Here is a 16,615-nt window from a genome sequence, read left to right on the forward strand (position 1 = left end):
GTCAGCGAATCAAATTCCCCAGGCAAGCGACGATGGCAAGCCCCGCCAGCAGTCTCAGCCGGGGCGGCAGGACCGCATGTCCCCCCGCCCGGATGGCGAAGAACGCGATTATCTGCCCGCGGGCAAGCTGCGAGGCCGCTGCGCGGTGATAACGGGCGGCGACAGCGGCATCGGGCGGGCGGTGGCGATCGCGTACGCCAAAGAGGGCGCCGATGTGCTTGTTACGTATCTGCAAGAGCATGACGATGCGCGCGAAACCGAGAGGCTCGTGACGCAAGCGGGCGCCCGTTGCCTGTTGGCGGCAGGCGACCTGGGCGACGAGGCGCATCTGGCGAAGGTGGTGGCCATGGCCCGTGAAGCGTTCGGCAGGGTGGACGTGCTGGTCAACAACGCCGCAGAGCAACACGTCATGGAGACGTTCGAGAACATCAGCCGCGAACAGCTGGAGCGCACCTTCCGCACCAACTTCTTTGCCCTGTTCCGCCTGACGCAGGAAATATTGCCCTTGATGCAGCAAGGCGGCGCGATCGTGAACACGACGTCGGTGACCGCGTACCATGGCAATCCGAAGCTGATCGACTATTCGGCGACCAAGGGCGCGATCGTGGCCTTTACGCGTTCACTGTCCACCGCGCTGGCCGAGCGGGGAATACGGGTGAACGCGGTCGCGCCGGGCCCTATCTGGACGCCGTTGATTCCTTCGACTTTCCCCGAGGACAGCCTGGAATCGTTCGGCAAGAACACACCCATGGGCCGGCCGGGCCAGCCCGATGAGGTCGCGCCGTGCTTTGTGTTTCTGGCCAGCGATGACGCCAGCTATATGTCGGGGCAGGTGCTGCATCCGAACGGCGGGCAGATTGTCAACGGGTGACCCGCGAACGATGGCGTGCGACGCGCAGGCGCGCGCCATCGTTCGCATGCGACTTACTTGCCGCGGATCTGGATGTCGTTGCGCACTTCCTTGACGCCATCCACGCCGCGCGCCGCCTGTACCGCCTGCGATGCGGCGTCTTTGCTAGGCACAAAGCCGCTCAACTGCACGACGCCGTTATAGGTTTCCACTTGCACGTCTGCGGCGGACACGCCCTCGGTCTGGACGAGGGCTGCCTTGACGCGCGCCGTCGTCGCCGTGTCGTCGGTGTATTGGCCCGCGCTGCGATGTCCGTCGTGCGCGGCGCAGGCGGCCAGCGTGGCGGCCAGCGCAGCCGCGCCCAGGGCTTTGAGAAGGCGGGTGTTCTTCATGACTACTCCTTATTGGTTTACGGGCACAAGCGCCCGCGCCGGTGGCCGCAAATCGCGTGCCCGCTGGCGTGTGCGGGATTTACCTGTCCATGTAACGCTGGCGGGCTACCGGCTGGACCGGTACGGGCCGGCCCCGGCGCTGCGCCGGCCACGCGCGGGCATGGAGGTTGCGATAAGGAAGACTCTGACCACTGTTTAGGAGACTCACATGAAGCGTGAACTACTTTCCCTGACCGCGGCTGTGGCGATGATGGGTGCGATGGCATCAGGCGCTTATGCGCAGTCGACCCCGGATACGGGCACGCCGTCGAGCACTTCGCCCTCGACCACGCCCAACGACGGTACGGCCGTGCCGCCCAATACGCCTGTGCCTCCCGGACAGGTTCCCCCCGCTGGAGAAACCAATCCGGCGCACCGTGACCAGGGCTCGATGAGCACGCATGGCAGCACGTCGACGGCTCCGGGTCATCAAGGAGCGCCGGGCAGCGCGACGGGTATGCCCACCACGCAGGACCAGGTGCCCAACCGCAATGAGCCGGGCACGACGGATCCGAAGATGCCCAACACGGGCGGGAAGTGATAACGCGGATCCCGGGGCGGCAGCGCCCCGGGATCACGCCGCAACCACCGCGCGCAAACAAAAGCGGCGCTGCCTGCAACCCCAGGCGGCGCCGTCTGTATTGATGCGCGGCCGGCCAGGCGCGGCCGGCGAGGCGCGCGGCTGGCCAAGTGCGTCAGTACTGCCGACGCATTTCAGCCGGCGGTCGCTTCAACTGGGCGCGGTACTTGGATACGGTGCGGCGCGCCACGACAATGCCGTCGGCTGCCAGCCTGCTGGCCAGCGCCACGTCCGACAGCGGCATGCGAGGATCTTCGTTGTCGATCAGATCGGCAATCAGCGCGCGCACCGCGCCCGCCGAGCAAGAGCCGCCCGTGTCGGTAGCCAGCTCGCGCGAGAAAAAATACTTAAATTCCAGAATGCCCATCGGGGTCGCCATGTACTTGTTGGCCGTCGCCCGCGACACCGTGGATTCATGGATATCGAGTTCGGCCGACACTTCGCGCAGCATCAGTGGGCGCAGCGCCACCGGCCCGTATTCGAAGAACATGTGCTGCAAGCGGACAATGGCTTCGGCCACACGCTGTATCGTGCTGTAGCGTTGTTCGACGTTGCGCACCAGCCAGCGTGCTTCCTGCAGTTCCTGCGCCATGGGCCCGCGATCGCGATAGCGCGTGGTCCGAAACAGGTCGGCATACGCGCGATGCAGCCGAGGCTGCGGAACAGCGCCGCGGTTGCAATGCACCTTCCACTGGCCATTTTCCTTGCGGACGATGACGTCCGGAACAATGTAGGCGGGCGGCGCCTGGTCATAGCGTCGGCCCGGGCGCGGATCGAGCGAACGTATGATGTCGCAGGCCTGCCTCAGTTCCGACTCGCTACAACCGACCGCGCGCTGCAGCGCTTCATAGTCGTGACGGGCCAGCACGTTCAGGTGTTCATCGACAATACGGCGCGCCAGGGCAACGCCCGCGCGCTGCTCGTCCATGGCCTGCAGTTGCAGGGTCAGGCATTCTTTCAGGTCGCGCGCGCCGAGCCCCGGCACATCCAGTTGCTGCACCAGGCGCAACGCGGCGCGCCACTCGCTTTCATCGGGCGGCGTGCCAAAGATGGAATTGTCGGCCAGCTCATCCAGCGGCTGGCGCAGATAGCCGTCTTCGTCCAGCGCCTGCACGATGTACTGCGCCAACAGGCGGTCACGCGGCGAAAGGCGGTAGGTGCGCAGTTCCTGATCCAGGCGCTCCTGCAACGAGATGGACGCGCCCACCCACTGGCCCATGTCCATGGGCGCGCCGTCGTGGGTATGGCGCGATGCGGGGTAGTCGCCCGAGTACTCGACGGGGCCGTTCTCGCTGGCAATGATTGATGGCGCGATAGCCTGGGCCGGTTCCACCGGCGTGTTCGTGCCGTCGGCTTCATCGCCCGGCATATATGCGGGAAGGTTTTCTTCGTCTTCTTCCAGGAACGGGTTTTCGACCAGCGCTTGCCGCACTTCCTGATTGAACTCCAGGGCTGACATCTGCAGCAGCTTGACCGACTGTTGCAGGCGGGGCGTCAGTGCGGTTTGTTGGCGCAAGCGCAACTCTGTAGCGTGAATCAACGTTGTCTCCTTTTTACGGCGATATCCAACAGAACACCCGTAAGCATGCAAGATCCATGCCAGTTCGTCGGCCCCAGCGGGGCGCCCGCAAGAGGGATGCCCGGCGCGTCCGTTTCTTACGGCGCCGTGTAAGAAGTGCCGGAGCCGGCGTGCGCCGCCGTACGTCTGCCCGGACCGCAGAGACGGCATAGTGCTTGCGACTCTGGCGGGCAGCGCCTGGCAGTGACGGCGTCCAGTCCCGTATGGAGAATCCTTTATGAAGAAGATCGCGATTGGCAGCGAACATGCCTCGCCCCTGGCGCGAGCCGGCAGTGTCGACAGCGGTGGGCAGAACATTTATGTCGCCCAGACGGCCAGGCAGTTCGCGGCGGCGGGACATGAGGTAGATATTTTCACGCGCCGAGATGACCCCATGCTGGCCCAAGTGGTGGCCTGGCAGCCGCGCATCCGTGTGATACACGTGCCGGCGGGCCCCGCGCGGTATGTGCCCAAAGAAGACTTGCTGCCGTATATGGACGACTTCGCAGCTTTTCTGTCGCGGCACGTCGCCCAGCAGTCACGTCCGTACGATGTGATTCACGCAAACTTCTTCATGTCGGCGTATGCCAGCCTGGAGGTGGCGCGGCGCTTCGGCACGCCGCTGGTGGTGACGTTTCATGCGCTGGGTCGCGTGCGGCGACTGCATCAGCGCGAAGCCGACCGTTTTCCCGACAGCCGCTTCGATATCGAAAGCACGGTGGTGCGCGAGGCGGACCTCATCATCGCCGAATGCCCGCAGGACAGGCGCGACCTGCTGGATCTCTACGACGCGGATCCCGGCCGCATCCGCGTCGTACCCTGCGGCTATGACCCGGGCGAAATGGCGCCCGTCGATGCGAACGTGGCGCGCCGGCACCTGGGCTGGCAGGAAGGGGACTTCCGCGTGCTGCAGCTGGGCCGGATGGTGCAGCGCAAAGGCGTGGACAACGTGATCGAAGCCCTGGGAGTGCTGCGCGACCGTTACGGTAGGGAAGCGCGTCTTTGCGTGGTGGGCGGCGATGAACGCGATGGCCCCGAGCTGGCGCGGTTGCGCCGGGTGGCAGAGCAGGCCGGCGTCACGGCGTGCGTGGATTTCGTCGGCCGCAAAGACCGCGATGAGCTGAAGTGGTATTACAGCGCGAGCGATGTCTTCGTGACCACGCCGTGGTACGAGCCATTCGGGATCACGCCCGTGGAGGCCATGGCTTGCGGGCGGCCGGTGGTGGGGTCGGACACGGGCGGCATACGCAGCACGATCAAGGACGGCAAGACTGGCTTTCTGGTGCCCGCCCGCGATCCGCAGGCGCTTGCGGCGCGACTGGCCCAACTGGCAAGCGACGCGACATTGCGCCAGAAGATGGGATGGGCGGGGGCACGGCGCGCGCGCCGCCTGTTCACGTGGCAGCAGGTGGGCAAGGACTTGCTGGCTGTGTATGACGAGCTGGCCGTGCGCACGCGAGCGCCGGCCCGGCGTTATACGCGGCCGCAGGAGCTGGCGGCCTGACGCAGGGGGTAGGGGGAGGTGCGGGCCGCGGCGAGCGGCCGCGCCGCACTGGCGAGCCGCAGGTCAGGGCGCACCCGGCCGCTTCAGCACGCTGATATTGCCGTCGGGCTCGATATAGGCGCGCCTGACGTCGGCCAGACCGTGGCAGCCCTGTAGCCTCAATTCGCTCAACAACTCGTCGGGTGTGATGTATTCGCGCCGCATATTGCGACGCAGCATCCGGCCATCGCGTACCAGGCATATCTGCTTGGGTTCCAGCATCCTGTCCAGCCAGGGCAGAAAATAGGTCAGCCGGTCGATCAGAGCCACCCATCCGACGATTACCGCCACCAGGATCGCGCCATCGGTGATGGACTGGTACTGCCCCGCCATGCCGTTCTGCGCGGCGTCGGCAATCAGCACCAGCACCAGCATGTCGGCCACGCCCATCGATCCGATATCGCGCCGCCCCGCGATGCGCAGGAGGATCAGTATGAACCAGTACATTGCCGATCCGCGCACGAAGAGCTCCAGCGGCGGCACCGTCAGACGAAACAGTTCCGGCCAATTCACATCCATGGCCCAGCTCCATTAGTTACCAGTGCAGTGGGGCCGCCTGACCGGCGGCCTGGCTTCAGTCCGGCTGGCCGCCGTTGCGGGCCGGATCGGGGCGCGTGCGCGCGAGTCCGGCTTCTTCTTCGTCCACGATGCGGTCCGTCTCGATGTCGGCGCCGCTGTCCTCATCCAGGGTGGGCTCCACGCTTTCGCGCTCGCCCGTGCCCTGGGAGTCGGTGTCGTGGTCGCCGCCCGGGCCGGGCAGGTCGCTGCCCGAATCCGACGAATCGCTGGGGCCCAGGCCTGGCGGACGAGGCACTGCGCGAAAGGGAAACGGCGAGACCGGAAGCATTGCTTGTGACATGGTTCAGCTCCTTGGCGTAGGGGCGCGCCCGCGGCGCCCGCCGGGCTTATCGCAAACGCCGTGCCCGGCGCGGGCGCGGGTATGCCGCTTGCGGAAGACGCATTGCTGTCGACGTCAATGAGGAGCCGTTATGAATGCCACTGGCCAGAAACCTACCCAGCCCGATGAGTCCGACAAACAAGCGGATCGCGAGCCCCGGCGCGACGCCGAGCGCACGCTCAACGATCGTCCGGCCGACCCGAACCGCGCCGGCGCCAAGGTGCGGATTCCACCCGGGGTGGAGCCGGATGACTTGTGGGACCCGGGCAACCAGACGCCGGGCGCGCCGCCGGTGGACAATCGCTCGTAGCTGTCCGGACACCCGCCGCCCATCGCCCCGCCTGCGGGCCGCGGGAAGGGGGCAGCTGCATCGCCCCCCGCAGGCACGCGGGTTGCTATCCCTGAGTCGCCCGCGCTGGCGGGCCACATTGGGGGAGACTGACATGGATCCGTGGAAGATGGCCGGCATCGCCGCCGTGGCTGCGGCGGCCGTTATTGTGGGTATACAGGCATACGCGTCCTCTGCCGCGCTGGACCAGCAAGATCGCCTGTTCATGGAAGCCGCCACGCGGGCGGGGCTGTTCGAGTTGCGCTCCGGCGAGCTGGCGCTGCAGCGCGCCACGCGCAGCGAGGTCCGGGAGTACGCGCGGGCCGTCAGAGCCGATCACGCGCATGCGCGGGCCAGCCTGCTCGCGCTGGCGGCCGACAAATCGCGCTCGGTGCCCACTGCCGTGGGGGCCGAGCAGCATGCCGTGCTGGGAGAATTGCAGAAGGCCGCGCCCGGCGAGTTCGATGAACTTTATCTGACCAAAGTCGCCCTGGAAGGGCAGGCGGCCGTGCTGCGACTGTACAAGCGCACCGTGCGCAACAGCAAAGATCCGCAAATCCAGGCGTACGCGGCAAGCGTGGTGCCCATGCTGCAGAGCCACCTGGAGAAGGCCCGGGAACTGCAGGCCATGCAGTATTGGCAGGCCGACTCGCCGATGCTGGCCGCCGTGGAAAGCGGCCAGCTGTGATGCGCCTATCTTGCAGGGGCATCCGCGGCGCCGGCATGCGGCCGCGCCGCGGCCTTGTCGAATACGCCGCGCAGCAGGTCTATCGGCACCGGGAACACAATGGTGGATGATTTGTCGCCAGCGATGTCGTACAGGCTGGACAGGAAGCGCAACTGCATGGCTTCGGGCGTGCTGGCCAGTACGCGGGCCGCTTGCACGAGCTTTTCGGCCGCCTGCTGTTCGCCTTCGGCGTTGATGATGCGCGCGCGCCGGTTGCGTTCGGCTTCGGCCTGGCGCGCGATGGCGCGCACCATGCTTTCGTCGATATCGACATGTTTTATTTCGACGTTGGCGACCTTGATGCCCCAGTCTTCGGTCTGGCGGTCGAGGATTTCCTGCAGGTCGGCATTGAGTTTGTCTCGTTCGGATAGCATCTCGTCGAGCTCATGCTTGCCTAACACGGAGCGCAGCGTGGTCTGCGCGAGCTGGCTCGTGGCGTCCATGTATTGTTCGACCTGGATGACTGCGCGGTCGGCATCGACGACGCGGAAGTAGAGCACCGCGTTGACCTTCACGGACACGTTGTCGCGCGAAATAATGTCCTGCGTGGGCACGTCGAGCACGACAGTCCGCATATCGACACGCACCATCTGCTGCACCACGGGAATCAGGATGATCAGCCCCGGCCCCTTTACGCCGGTGAACCGTCCCAGGGTGAAGACTACGCCGCGCTCGTACTCGCGCAGGACACGGATCATCGATACGGCCAGCAGCACCAGCAGCGCTGCCAGAACCACGGATACGATAAGCGTCATTGCTGTTCCTTGTGATGGGTGTCAGAGGGCTGCAATTGCAGAACCAGGCCCTGGCGACCCTGGACGATGGCCTGCTCGCCCGGCCGCAGGGGCGTATCGGACCGCGCCTGCCAGGTTTCGCCGCCGGCCCGCACCAACCCGCAATGCCCATGCCACGACAGCACCTCGACACGCTGGCCGGGCTGGGCGCTGCCTGCGGCGACCACGCGCTTGCGCTGGGCCCGCAAAGCAACAAAGAAGATCATGAACAGCACCAGGGCGCTGGCGGCGGCCGCGATGGCCACCACGGGCACCGACAGGGAAAAGTCGGCGGCCGGGGTGTCGTACAGAAACAGCGAGCCGAACGCGAACAACGCCAGGCCGGCCACACCCAGCAATCCGAGCGTGGGCGTAAACGCTTCGGCCGCCATCAGCGCGATGCCCAGCACCACCAGGCCAAGCCCCGCGTAGCTGACGGGCAGCATATTCAGGGCGAACAACGCAGTCACCAGGGCGATGGTTCCGAGCGCGCCGGGCAGGATGGCTCCGGGATTCATCATCTCGAAAAGGATGCCGTATATGCCCAGCAAGAGCAGTATGTAGGCTATGTTGGGGTCGGTGATCACCGACAGCACGCGGGTCCGCCAGTCGGGCTGCAGTTCCACCAGCGGGGCGTTGCGCGTGGCGAGCGGGATGGCGGACGCGTTCACGCGCACCTCGCGCCCGTCGGCCTTGGCGAGCAGGTCCTGCATGTCGTTGGCCAGCAGGTCTACGACGTTCTGCGCCTGCGCTTCGGATGCATTCAGGCTGGCGGCGCCCCGCACGGCGTCTTCGGCCCATTGTGCATTGCGCCCGCGCAGTTCGGCCAGGCCCCGGATGAATGCCGCCGCATCATTGATGGCCTTGCGCTCGAGCGCATCGCCGCCGCCGGCGCCAGCGCTGTCGGGTTTCTTGTCCGGCTCGCCGTCGCGCTTTTCGGGGGATGCGGGGCGGTCGGCCGGCGCGCCGGGCCCGCCCATCTGCACGGGTGTTGCCGCGCCCAGATTGGTGGCAGGCGCCATGGCGGCGACATGACAGGCATAAAGTATGTAGGTGCCGGCGCTGGCGGCCCGCGCGCCGCCGGGCGCAACGTAGCCGATGACGGGCACAGGCGAGCCTACAATATCGCGCACAATCTCGCGCATGTATGAGGCCAGGCCGCCGGGGGTGTCGATGCGCAGCACTACTGCCGCGGCGCGCCGCCGGTCTGCCTCGGCCAGCCCGCGCCGCAGGTATTCGGTAGTGGCCGGGCCGACTGCGCCCTGCAACTGCAGGACGACTACCGGAGCGGGCTGCGCCGGCAACGCGGCCGGTTCACGGGCGTGTGCCCCCGCGAACACGAGCGCCGCCGCCAGGAACAGCCAGACCAGGCCTTGCAACAGGCGTCTTTCGCAGGCGCAGGCAGTCAGGTGGGGTACTCGTGGCGGCATGGCGGCCCTCCTGGAAGGGCTTGCAACGCAAGCCCTGGTCCCATGGTAGTGCGCAGCGCCACGCTCTACAAGGCGCGCCTGGCGCGCCCGGGGTCAGGTATCGCGCGGGCCGCGGGCCAGTACGTCCACCAGGTGCGGCACCGTGGCCTGCGGCGGGCACGCCTGTGCGCCGAGTTCGAACAACCGTTCGATGGCGCTGGCTGCGCCATGCACGGCGCCCGCTTCTTCAGCCATGGTGGTGTAGTAATTCAAGTCTTTGCGCGCGTTGGACAGCGAGAAGCGCAGCCCCGAGTCGTCGCCGGACTGCAGGAAAGGGCGCATGCGATCCAGTGCGACGCCGCCGCCGCCGCCCTTGGCCAGGATGTCCACCAGCACGTCCGGTTCGATGCCCGCCCGCTGCGCGCACGCGGCGGCTTCGGCAATGACGGCCGCGCACCCCAGCGACACATAGTTGTGGATGAGCTTCATGCGATGGCCGGATCCCACCGGGCCTGCATACGAAATATTTTCGGCGTAGCAGCGCAGCAGCGGCAGGCAGCGGTCATACAGCGCGCGATCGCCGCCAACCAGCAGGTTCAGGCGGCCTTCGGCGGCCTCTTTGGGCGTGCGGGTCATGGGGGCGTCGAGGAACTGCGCGCCGGCTTCGGCCAGTGTCTGCGCAATGCGCACCGTGGAGGAGGGAATCGCGGTAGAGCAATCGATGACGACGGTGCCCGGCCGCAGGCCCTGCAGCAGGCCGTCTGGGCTGAACAGCACGTCTTCTACCTGCGGCGTGCCCGTTACGCACAGGATGATGATGTTGGCCTGGCGCGCCACCTGCGCGGGGCTGGCGACCTTGGCCGCGCCGGCGGCCAGCAGCTTGTCCACGGGCTGGTTGCCGGGGTGATCGAGCAGGACCAGGCGATGGCCATGCTTGACGATATTGGTGGCGATGCCGTGGCCCATGAGGCCAACGCCTATCATGCCGATGGTGTCTTTACCGGTGTTCATTAGTATGTAGCGCGTTCGGATGCCGCGGCCGCGGCGGGACAGGAGTGATCATACAAGCCGCGGGCGCGCGGTGCAGGCTAGAGAATGCCGGGCCCCGCAAGGAGCCCGGCATCGGCCAATGCCGCTCAGTGCCAGCGGCGGCCGCGCGCGGCAGTCAGGACGGTGCCGCAGATCAGCGCTGCCGCGCCCGCCCACACCAGCCCGCGCCCGCTGGTGGAAAGCTGCGTATACATGCTGTGCCGCCGCACATGGGGCGCGTGCGCGCCGTCGCGCGCCGTATCGTCCTGCACAGGCGCGCCGGCTTCATAGAGTGCATCGGCGCGATCGGCGGCGGCAGTTTCGCTGCGCTGCTTGCGGATCAGCCAGCCCGCCAGCTGGTCGGCCACGCCCGGCATGCGCCAGCCCATGGAGGACATGACTTTAGAGGCGCTGCCCACGTAGATGTCGCGGCGCGGATGCTGGGCCGCGTACAGGATCGCGCGGGCCACGGTGTCCGCGGCATATATGGGTGGCGGCAGGCTGGGTTCCACGTCCATGTAGTTCCGGGCGTGGCGGGCATAGCCGGTTGCGACAGAGGCCGGCTTGATCAGGGTGACCGATACGGGCGCGCCTTCCGCCTCCAGCTCCATCCGCAGGGCGTCGGTGTAGCCCTTGACGGCATGCTTCGACGCGGAATAAGCCCCCTGAAGCGGCACGGCGCGCTCGGAAACTTCGCTGCCGATGTTGATGAGCGCGCCGCCGTGCTTCTTGAGATGCGCCACGGCCGTGATGGATCCGTAGACAACGCCCCAGTAATTGGTGTCGAAGAGCTTGCGCTGGTCCTCGACCGGTACGTCTTCCAGCCGCCCGAAGATGGACACGCCGGCATTGTTTACCCAGGTGTCGACCAGCCCGTATTTTTCGGTGGCGGCGCCCAGTATGCGGTCGTGGTCGGCGGCAACGCCCACGCCGGCCTGCACGGCGAGCGCATCGCCGCCTTCGGCCCTGATGTTTTCTACGATTTCGTCCAGCGCCTGCTGGTTGCGGCAGGCCAGCACCACTTTGGCGCCCTGGCGTGCGGCCATGCGGGCGGTGGCAAGGCCTATGCCGCTGCTGGCGCCGGTAATGACCATGACCTGGTCATGCAGTTTTTTCAATCGGACGGTCATGCTGATCTCCCGTGTGGGGTGCGGCCGCCGCCCGGCACGTGCCGGGTGGGCCGCGCCAGGGCAGCGAACGTCGCAGGTCGGTTTCAAGGTCGCGGCGCCGCTCCGGCGGCACGTGGCGAGCCAGCCGCACGCGCACCGAGCCGTAATGCAGCCAGAGCGCGTCCGGCGAGTCGGACGGACGCACGAGGCGTGCCCAGTTGCGGTTGAACACATGGCGCGTGGTGTTGCCGGCCGTGCAGATGTCGACGATCATGCGGCCGTCGGTAAGCAGCGTGACTGTCTCGCCGTCGCGCACATGCCGGGCGAAACACACGGTGGCGCCCGCGATCAGGGCGATCTCCATCGCCCCGAACAGCGCCACCAGCCACAGCCCGCGCCAGCTGAACGCCAGGCTGACCACCAGCACCAGGCCGGCCGTGACGGCCATCCCCTGCAGGAATTCCCGTGGCATGACGCAGCAGTTGCGCTTGAGCGTCCAGCGTCGTTCGATGTCGGCGGCCGCAATCGCGGCGGTTTCTTCAGTAGAGCGACGGGCTGGCATCGCGCCCGTGCAGGTTGGGGCGGAAAACATGGCAGCGACTCAATGCACCTCGGGCGGCAGGGCAAATGTATGATGCGGCGCGGGCGACGGCACGGTCCATTCCAGGCCTTCGGCGCCTTCCCAGGGCTTGGCTGCCGCGGTCGCGCCCTTGCCGCGGTAGCACTGCACCATGACATACAGGAACAGCAGCTGCGACAGCCCGAACCAGAACGCGCCGATGGTGGCCATCTGGTGGAAGGTGGTGAACTGCGCGGCGTAGTCGGCGTAGCGGCGCGGCATGCCGGCCAGCCCCAGGAAGTGCATGGGGAAGAACGTGATGTTGAACGAGATCAGGGTGAACCAGAAGTGCACTTTGCCCAGCTTCTCGTTGTACATGCGGCCCGTCCACTTGGGCACCCAGTAGTACGCGCCCGCGAACAGCGCGAACAGCGAGCCGGCCACCAGCACGTAGTGGAAGTGCGCCACCACGTAGTAGGTGTCGTGAACCTGGATGTCGATGGGCGCCACGGCCAGGATCAGTCCCGTGAAGCCACCCATGGTGAACACGAAAATGAAGCCGATGGCGAACAGCATGGGCGTCTCCAGGGTGAGCGAACCCCGCCACATGGTGGCGACCCAGTTGAACACCTTCACCCCCGTGGGTATGGAGATCAGCATGGTGGCGTACATGAAGTACAGCTGGCCGGCAACGGGCATGCCGGTGGTGAACATGTGGTGCGCCCACACGATGAACGACAGCACCGCGATGGCCGAGGTGGCATACACCATGGACGCGTAGCCGAACAATTTTTTTCGCGAGAACGCAGGCACCACCATGGACACGATGCCGAAGGCCGGCAGGATCATGATGTAGACCTCGGGGTGCCCGAAGAACCAGAACACGTGCTGGTACATCACCGGGTCGCCGCCGGCGGCCGCATTGAAGAAGCCGGTGCCGAAGTGGCGGTCGGTCAGCAGCATGGTGATGGCGGCGGCCAGCACGGGCATCACGGCGATCAACAGGAAGGCGGTGATCAGCCAGGTCCAGCAGAACATCGGCATCTTCATCAGCGTCATGCCGGGAGCGCGCATGTTCAGGATGGTGACGATGACGTTGATCGCGCCCATGATGGACGAGGCGCCCATCAGGTGCACGGCAAAAATGGCCAGATCCATGCCCGGGCCCATCTGTGTGGACAGCGGGGCGTACAGCGTCCAGCCCGCCGCAGTGGCGCCCCCGGATACGAAGAAGGACATCGTCAGCATGGAGGCGGCCACGGGCAGCAGCCAGAAGCTGAAATTGTTCATGCGCGCAAAGGCCATGTCGGACGCGCCGATCTGCATCGGAATCATCCAGTTGGCGAAGCCCACGAACGACGGCATGATCGCGCCGAAGATCATGATAAGGCCGTGCATGGTGGTGAACTGGTTGAACAGTTCGGGCTGGAAGAACTGCAGGCCCGGCTCGAAGAGCTCGGTGCGCAGCAGCAACGCCAGCAAGCCGCCTACAAGAAGCATGACGAACGAGAAGATGAGATACATCGTCCCGATATCTTTGTGGTTGGTGGCAAACAGCCAACGGCGCCAACCGTGCGGAGCCTCGTGTCCGTGGGGCGCGTGATGGGTCAGTGTTTCCATGGCGTATCCAGAATAGGCGGAGGACCCGCGGCGGACATCGCGTCGAACGTCGCGGAGGCGAAACCGCTATTTATTGAGCGCCCCGGGCGCTGACAATCACCTGAATTCCATGATGGCGTGTACGGTATTAGCCTGTGGCGCCGGACGATTTTCCTGCGGCACCGGCAGGCGCTGCGCGTGCCGTGGCCCCGCCCTGGCGGCGCAACCGCGCTTCCAGCGTGGCGTACATCAGCATGGCGATCACCAGCGGCCCCAGGTAATAAAGCGCACGATAGGCAAGTAATGTTCCCAGCACCTGGGATTTCGGCACTTCGTGCGCCAGCATGGCTACGAATACAGCTTCCAGCACGCCTACGCCGCCCGGCATGTGCACGATTGCGCCGGCTATGCTGCTGAGCAGCAATGCCGCCAGCACCAAGGTGTACGACACTTCCCGACCGAACAGCAAATAGAGGATCCCGCCGAGCGCGCCCCAGCAAATGACCGACAACACCAGCTGCAATGCCGCGATGCGCAGCGTGGGCAAGGGAATGTGTCGCCCGGCGATGTGCAGGTGCCGGCGGCGCGCAAAAGCGCAAAGGGCAAGGTAGCCGGCGGTCAGGGCCAGCATGACCAGGCCTGCTGCGCGCAGCGCCCAGGGGCTCAGCCGCCATTCTGCAGGCGCCTCATGCAACGTGAACAGCACGCCGAACAGAAACACATACCCCAGCCAATTGGTGAAGATGCTCATGGCCAGCACCTTCGAAATGACCGACACCCGCAAACCCAGCTTGCTGTACAGGCGAAAGCGCAGGCCCACGCCGCCCACCAGGGCGCCCAGATTGACGTTGGCGGAATAGCTGACGAATGCAACCATCATCGTGGTGAGCTTGCGCAGCTTGTGCCCGGTATAGGCGCGTCCCAGCAGATCGTACGAGCTGTAGGCCAGGTAAGCGATGGGCACCAGGCAGGCGCTTTCCACCAGGACGGCCACCGGCATCTTGCGCAATGTGCTCCAGACCTCGCGCCATTCGACGTCGCGGGCCAGCTGCACCAGCAGCACGACAACCGCCATCATGAGCACAGCCGTCCAGATCCTGCGCGTGCGCTTCCAGAAGCGGCGCATGGCGCGCCAGGAAGAGTGATGGAACAGCCGGCGCAGTTTATTCATGATTGCTCTCATCGGCATGCGCCGCGGGGGAGGGGGGGTCGATGCGTTCCAGCCGCGGCGGGCGCGACGGAAGCAACGATGCCCAGGTGGGAAAGTGCCGCAGCACGTGGTAGATGGCCACGCCAAACCACAGGCGGCGCAGCACGCGCCTGACGCCCTGTTGCGGGACAATGCGCCGGCAATGGCGTTGCATCAGGCGCTCGAGCGAGGTGCGCAGGTCGGCGGTGAACGCACGGTCGCGTACCACGACATTGGCTTCCAGGTTCAGTGCCAGGCTCAGCGGATCCAGATTGCTGGAGCCGATCGTGGCCCATTCATCGTCGATGCAAGCCACCTTGCCGTGCAGCGGGCGCTCGCAGTATTCGTAGATGTGCACCCCTGCCGACATCAGATAGTCGTACAGCGTACGCGCGGCCAGCTTGGCAATGGGCATGTCGGGCTCGCCCTGCAGGATGAGGCGCACGCGCACCCCCCGACGGGCGGCATTGCGCAGGTCGCGCAGCAGCCTGTAGCCCGGAAAGAAATACGCGTTGGCCACGATAATGTCGTGTTGCGCGGTACGGAAGCCGGCCCGGTAGTAGCGCTCGATATCGGTACTGTGGCGGTGGTTGTCGCGGGTGACGAACAGCACCGCGCCCTGGCCGGCCGGCCCGCTGGCGGCGCCCCGGCGTCGCGGCCGCGGCCAGCGACGGCGGCGCCCGCGCTGCACGACGTCGCGCGCGAATGCGCGGATATCGTCCACAATGGGGCCGCGCAGTTCGGCGGCGTAGTCCTGCTTGGCCTCGGGCCCGAAAGAGGCAAGATGATCGGCCGAATAGTTGATGCCGCCGACAAACGCCACTTCGCCATCCACCACGACGAGCTTGCGATGCAGCCGCCGCAACGCATTGACGCGAAAACCGAAGAGGCGCGGATACGGGTCGAAGATGTGGAAGCGCACGCCGGCTTCAGTCAGTCCGCCGATGAACGCCTCGTCCAGGCAATCGGACCCATACCCGTCGACAGTGACGTCGACCTGCGCGCCGCGCTGCGCCGCCTCGATCAACGCCTGGCGCAGCTCGCGGCCCACCTCGTCGTCGAACAGGATGAAGGTCTCCAGCAGGACCTCGTGCTGCGCGCCCCGTATCGCCTGGAACACGCGCGGAAAGAAAGCCTCGCCATTTTCCAGGAGTTCGACGGTATTGTCGTGTCGCCAGACGCCGGTCATAGCCGCACCTCGGCAGCCAGGGGCGCATGGTCCGACAAATGCCGCCATACGCGAGAGGCCAGGGCCACCGGCCTGGCCGCCGTCACATTGCGCACATAGATGCGGTCCAGCGCCAGCAAGGGCCAGCGGGCAGGGAATGTGCGCGGCTCGCGTCCCAGCGTGCCGCGGTAGACGTCGTGCATGGCGCAGCCCGCCAGCAGCTGGCCCGCGCGGCGGCGCCAGTCGTTGAAGTCGCCGGCAACCAGCACGGGCGCACTGTCATCGATCTGGCGCACCAGCGCGCACAGGCGCCCGAGCTGGGTCTGACGATGCGCCTCGCGCAGCCCCAGGTGCACGCACACCACGTGCATGGCATCGGCAAGCTGCGGGTGGCGTACCTTGCAGTGCAGCATTCCGCGGCTTTCCTGGGTGCCTATCGATACGTCGTGGTTCTGGTGCTCGACGATGGGCCAGCGAGACAAGACTGCATTGCCGTGGTCACCGTCGGGATAGACGGCGTTGCGCCCGTAGGCAAAGTCGCTCCACAGGCTGTCGGCCAGGAATTCGTATTGCGAAGTCGCGGGCCAGGAAGCGAGCCGGCGCGCATGCCGATGATGCGTGCCTATGACTTCCTGCAGGAACACGATGTCGGGCTCGGCGTCGCGCAACGCGGCGCGCAACTCATGCAAGATGAAGCGCCGGTTGAACAACGTGAAACCTTTATGGACATTGACCGTCAGTACCTTGACGACAGGCCTTTGTTGGGGCGGCGCTTCCCGGCCGGGCATAGGATTCTCCGTTAGCATGGGCAGCGCTATGCAAGTAGCGTGCCCGGCATCGCCATGAGCGCAACGGCAGGCGGGCG

The 16,615-nt window shown here is 66.2% G+C and carries 18 protein-coding genes; 5 read left to right on the top strand and 13 right to left on the bottom strand.

The window, feature by feature from the left end; translation table 11 throughout:
- Positions 1 to 13 precede the first annotated feature (13 nt).
- Entirely contained in the window at positions 14 to 871 is an 858-nt protein-coding gene (locus CAL18_RS06560; protein WP_026641358.1) for an SDR family oxidoreductase, read from the top strand.
- Positions 872 to 924: 53 nt separating this feature from the next.
- Here CAL18_RS06560 and CAL18_RS06565 read toward each other — a convergent pair whose 3' ends face one another.
- A complete protein-coding gene (locus tag CAL18_RS06565; protein ID WP_026641359.1) occupies positions 925 to 1,242 on the bottom strand; it encodes a BON domain-containing protein in 318 nt (105 codons plus the stop codon).
- A gap of 208 nt (positions 1,243 to 1,450) precedes the next feature.
- On the opposite strand from CAL18_RS06565, the gene CAL18_RS06570 reads away from it, so the two are divergent.
- Entirely contained in the window at positions 1,451 to 1,822 is a 372-nt protein-coding gene (locus CAL18_RS06570) for a hypothetical protein (RefSeq protein WP_094817554.1), read from the top strand.
- Between the two features lie 154 nt (positions 1,823 to 1,976).
- On the opposite strand, the gene CAL18_RS06575 is transcribed toward CAL18_RS06570, so the two are convergent.
- Complete coding sequence (locus CAL18_RS06575) at positions 1,977 to 3,401, bottom strand: RNA polymerase factor sigma-54 (RefSeq protein WP_094817555.1); 1,425 nt, start codon at positions 3,399 to 3,401, stop codon at positions 1,977 to 1,979.
- 256 nt (positions 3,402 to 3,657) lie between these two features.
- On the opposite strand from CAL18_RS06575, the gene CAL18_RS06580 reads away from it, so the two are divergent.
- On the top strand, positions 3,658 to 4,923 hold the full coding sequence (locus CAL18_RS06580) for a glycosyltransferase (protein WP_094817556.1): 1,266 nt from the start codon (positions 3,658 to 3,660) through the stop codon (positions 4,921 to 4,923).
- 63 nt (positions 4,924 to 4,986) lie between these two features.
- Here CAL18_RS06580 and CAL18_RS06585 read toward each other — a convergent pair whose 3' ends face one another.
- Both CAL18_RS06585 and CAL18_RS06590 read right to left on the bottom strand, forming a co-directional pair.
- Complete coding sequence (locus CAL18_RS06585) at positions 4,987 to 5,481, bottom strand: DUF421 domain-containing protein (protein ID WP_094817557.1); 495 nt, start codon at positions 5,479 to 5,481, stop codon at positions 4,987 to 4,989.
- Between the two features lie 55 nt (positions 5,482 to 5,536).
- Positions 5,537 to 5,821, bottom strand: a complete 285-nt coding sequence (locus CAL18_RS06590; protein WP_038852704.1) for a hypothetical protein — start codon at positions 5,819 to 5,821, stop codon at positions 5,537 to 5,539.
- Positions 5,822 to 5,951: 130 nt separating this feature from the next.
- Between CAL18_RS06590 and CAL18_RS19570 the strand changes: the two genes are divergently transcribed.
- Positions 5,952 to 6,170, top strand: coding sequence for a hypothetical protein (locus CAL18_RS19570; RefSeq protein ID WP_026641363.1), 219 nt, complete (start codon positions 5,952 to 5,954; stop codon positions 6,168 to 6,170).
- A 133-nt stretch (positions 6,171 to 6,303) separates the two neighbouring features.
- On the top strand, positions 6,304 to 6,876 hold the full coding sequence (locus tag CAL18_RS06595) for a DUF4142 domain-containing protein (protein ID WP_026641364.1): 573 nt from the start codon (positions 6,304 to 6,306) through the stop codon (positions 6,874 to 6,876).
- A 5-nt stretch (positions 6,877 to 6,881) separates the two neighbouring features.
- Here CAL18_RS06595 and CAL18_RS06600 read toward each other — a convergent pair whose 3' ends face one another.
- The 9 genes from CAL18_RS06600 to CAL18_RS06640 form a co-directional block, all read right to left on the bottom strand.
- Positions 6,882 to 7,670, bottom strand: a complete 789-nt coding sequence (locus CAL18_RS06600) for a slipin family protein (protein ID WP_094796508.1) — start codon at positions 7,668 to 7,670, stop codon at positions 6,882 to 6,884.
- Positions 7,667 to 9,118 (bottom strand): NfeD family protein, encoded by a 1,452-nt coding sequence (locus CAL18_RS06605; RefSeq protein WP_094817558.1) that lies wholly within the window; start codon positions 9,116 to 9,118, stop codon positions 7,667 to 7,669. Before CAL18_RS06605 ends, CAL18_RS06600 begins: the two co-directional genes overlap by 4 nt.
- Before the next feature lie 93 nt (positions 9,119 to 9,211).
- Entirely contained in the window at positions 9,212 to 10,108 is an 897-nt protein-coding gene (locus tag CAL18_RS06610; RefSeq protein WP_094817559.1) for an NAD(P)-dependent oxidoreductase, read from the bottom strand.
- A gap of 125 nt (positions 10,109 to 10,233) precedes the next feature.
- Positions 10,234 to 11,256: an SDR family oxidoreductase gene (locus tag CAL18_RS06615; protein ID WP_094817560.1), complete on the bottom strand. Its 1,023-nt coding sequence runs from the start codon at positions 11,254 to 11,256 to the stop codon at positions 10,234 to 10,236.
- Complete coding sequence (locus CAL18_RS06620; RefSeq protein ID WP_094796512.1) at positions 11,228 to 11,827, bottom strand: DUF2244 domain-containing protein; 600 nt, start codon at positions 11,825 to 11,827, stop codon at positions 11,228 to 11,230. The genes CAL18_RS06615 and CAL18_RS06620 overlap by 29 nt, the downstream gene beginning before the upstream one ends.
- A 9-nt stretch (positions 11,828 to 11,836) precedes the next feature.
- Positions 11,837 to 13,414 (bottom strand): cytochrome c oxidase subunit I, encoded by a 1,578-nt coding sequence (gene ctaD / locus CAL18_RS06625; protein WP_094796513.1) that lies wholly within the window; start codon positions 13,412 to 13,414, stop codon positions 11,837 to 11,839.
- A 127-nt stretch (positions 13,415 to 13,541) separates the two neighbouring features.
- A complete protein-coding gene (locus CAL18_RS06630; protein ID WP_051423640.1) occupies positions 13,542 to 14,564 on the bottom strand; it encodes a lysylphosphatidylglycerol synthase domain-containing protein in 1,023 nt (340 codons plus the stop codon).
- Positions 14,557 to 15,771, bottom strand: coding sequence for a cardiolipin synthase ClsB (clsB, locus tag CAL18_RS06635; RefSeq protein WP_026638497.1), 1,215 nt, complete (start codon positions 15,769 to 15,771; stop codon positions 14,557 to 14,559). Before clsB ends, CAL18_RS06630 begins: the two co-directional genes overlap by 8 nt.
- Positions 15,768 to 16,538: an endonuclease/exonuclease/phosphatase family protein gene (locus tag CAL18_RS06640; RefSeq protein ID WP_026638498.1), complete on the bottom strand. Its 771-nt coding sequence runs from the start codon at positions 16,536 to 16,538 to the stop codon at positions 15,768 to 15,770. The genes clsB and CAL18_RS06640 overlap by 4 nt, the downstream gene beginning before the upstream one ends.
- Between the last annotated feature and the right edge of the window lie 77 nt (positions 16,539 to 16,615).

The sequence above is a fragment of the Bordetella genomosp. 7 genome, from assembly GCF_002261415.1.
Classification (GTDB): Bacteria; Pseudomonadota; Gammaproteobacteria; order Burkholderiales; family Burkholderiaceae_B; genus Bordetella_A.

Bases quoted from the DNA above. Each gene is read 5' to 3' on its own strand.
- CAL18_RS06565 (WP_026641359.1), bottom strand. From the start codon at position 1,242: ATGAAGAACACCCGCCTTCTCAAAGCCCTGGGCGCGGCTGCGCTGGCC.
- CAL18_RS06570 (WP_094817554.1), top strand. From the start codon at position 1,451: ATGAAGCGTGAACTACTTTCCCTGACCGCGGCTGTGGCGATGATGGGT.
- CAL18_RS06580 (WP_094817556.1), top strand. From the start codon at position 3,658: ATGAAGAAGATCGCGATTGGCAGCGAACATGCCTCGCCCCTGGCGCGA.
- CAL18_RS06585 (WP_094817557.1), bottom strand. From the start codon at position 5,481: ATGGATGTGAATTGGCCGGAACTGTTTCGTCTGACGGTGCCGCCGCTG.
- CAL18_RS06590 (WP_038852704.1), bottom strand. From the start codon at position 5,821: ATGTCACAAGCAATGCTTCCGGTCTCGCCGTTTCCCTTTCGCGCAGTG.
- CAL18_RS19570 (WP_026641363.1), top strand. From the start codon at position 5,952: ATGAATGCCACTGGCCAGAAACCTACCCAGCCCGATGAGTCCGACAAA.
- CAL18_RS06595 (WP_026641364.1), top strand. From the start codon at position 6,304: ATGGATCCGTGGAAGATGGCCGGCATCGCCGCCGTGGCTGCGGCGGCC.
- CAL18_RS06600 (WP_094796508.1), bottom strand. From the start codon at position 7,670: ATGACGCTTATCGTATCCGTGGTTCTGGCAGCGCTGCTGGTGCTGCTG.
- CAL18_RS06605 (WP_094817558.1), bottom strand. From the start codon at position 9,118: ATGCCGCCACGAGTACCCCACCTGACTGCCTGCGCCTGCGAAAGACGC.
- CAL18_RS06610 (WP_094817559.1), bottom strand. From the start codon at position 10,108: ATGAACACCGGTAAAGACACCATCGGCATGATAGGCGTTGGCCTCATG.
- CAL18_RS06615 (WP_094817560.1), bottom strand. From the start codon at position 11,256: ATGACCGTCCGATTGAAAAAACTGCATGACCAGGTCATGGTCATTACC.
- CAL18_RS06620 (WP_094796512.1), bottom strand. From the start codon at position 11,827: ATGTTTTCCGCCCCAACCTGCACGGGCGCGATGCCAGCCCGTCGCTCT.
- ctaD (WP_094796513.1), bottom strand. From the start codon at position 13,414: ATGGAAACACTGACCCATCACGCGCCCCACGGACACGAGGCTCCGCAC.
- CAL18_RS06630 (WP_051423640.1), bottom strand. From the start codon at position 14,564: ATGAATAAACTGCGCCGGCTGTTCCATCACTCTTCCTGGCGCGCCATG.
- clsB (WP_026638497.1), bottom strand. From the start codon at position 15,771: ATGACCGGCGTCTGGCGACACGACAATACCGTCGAACTCCTGGAAAAT.
- CAL18_RS06640 (WP_026638498.1), bottom strand. From the start codon at position 16,538: ATGCCCGGCCGGGAAGCGCCGCCCCAACAAAGGCCTGTCGTCAAGGTA.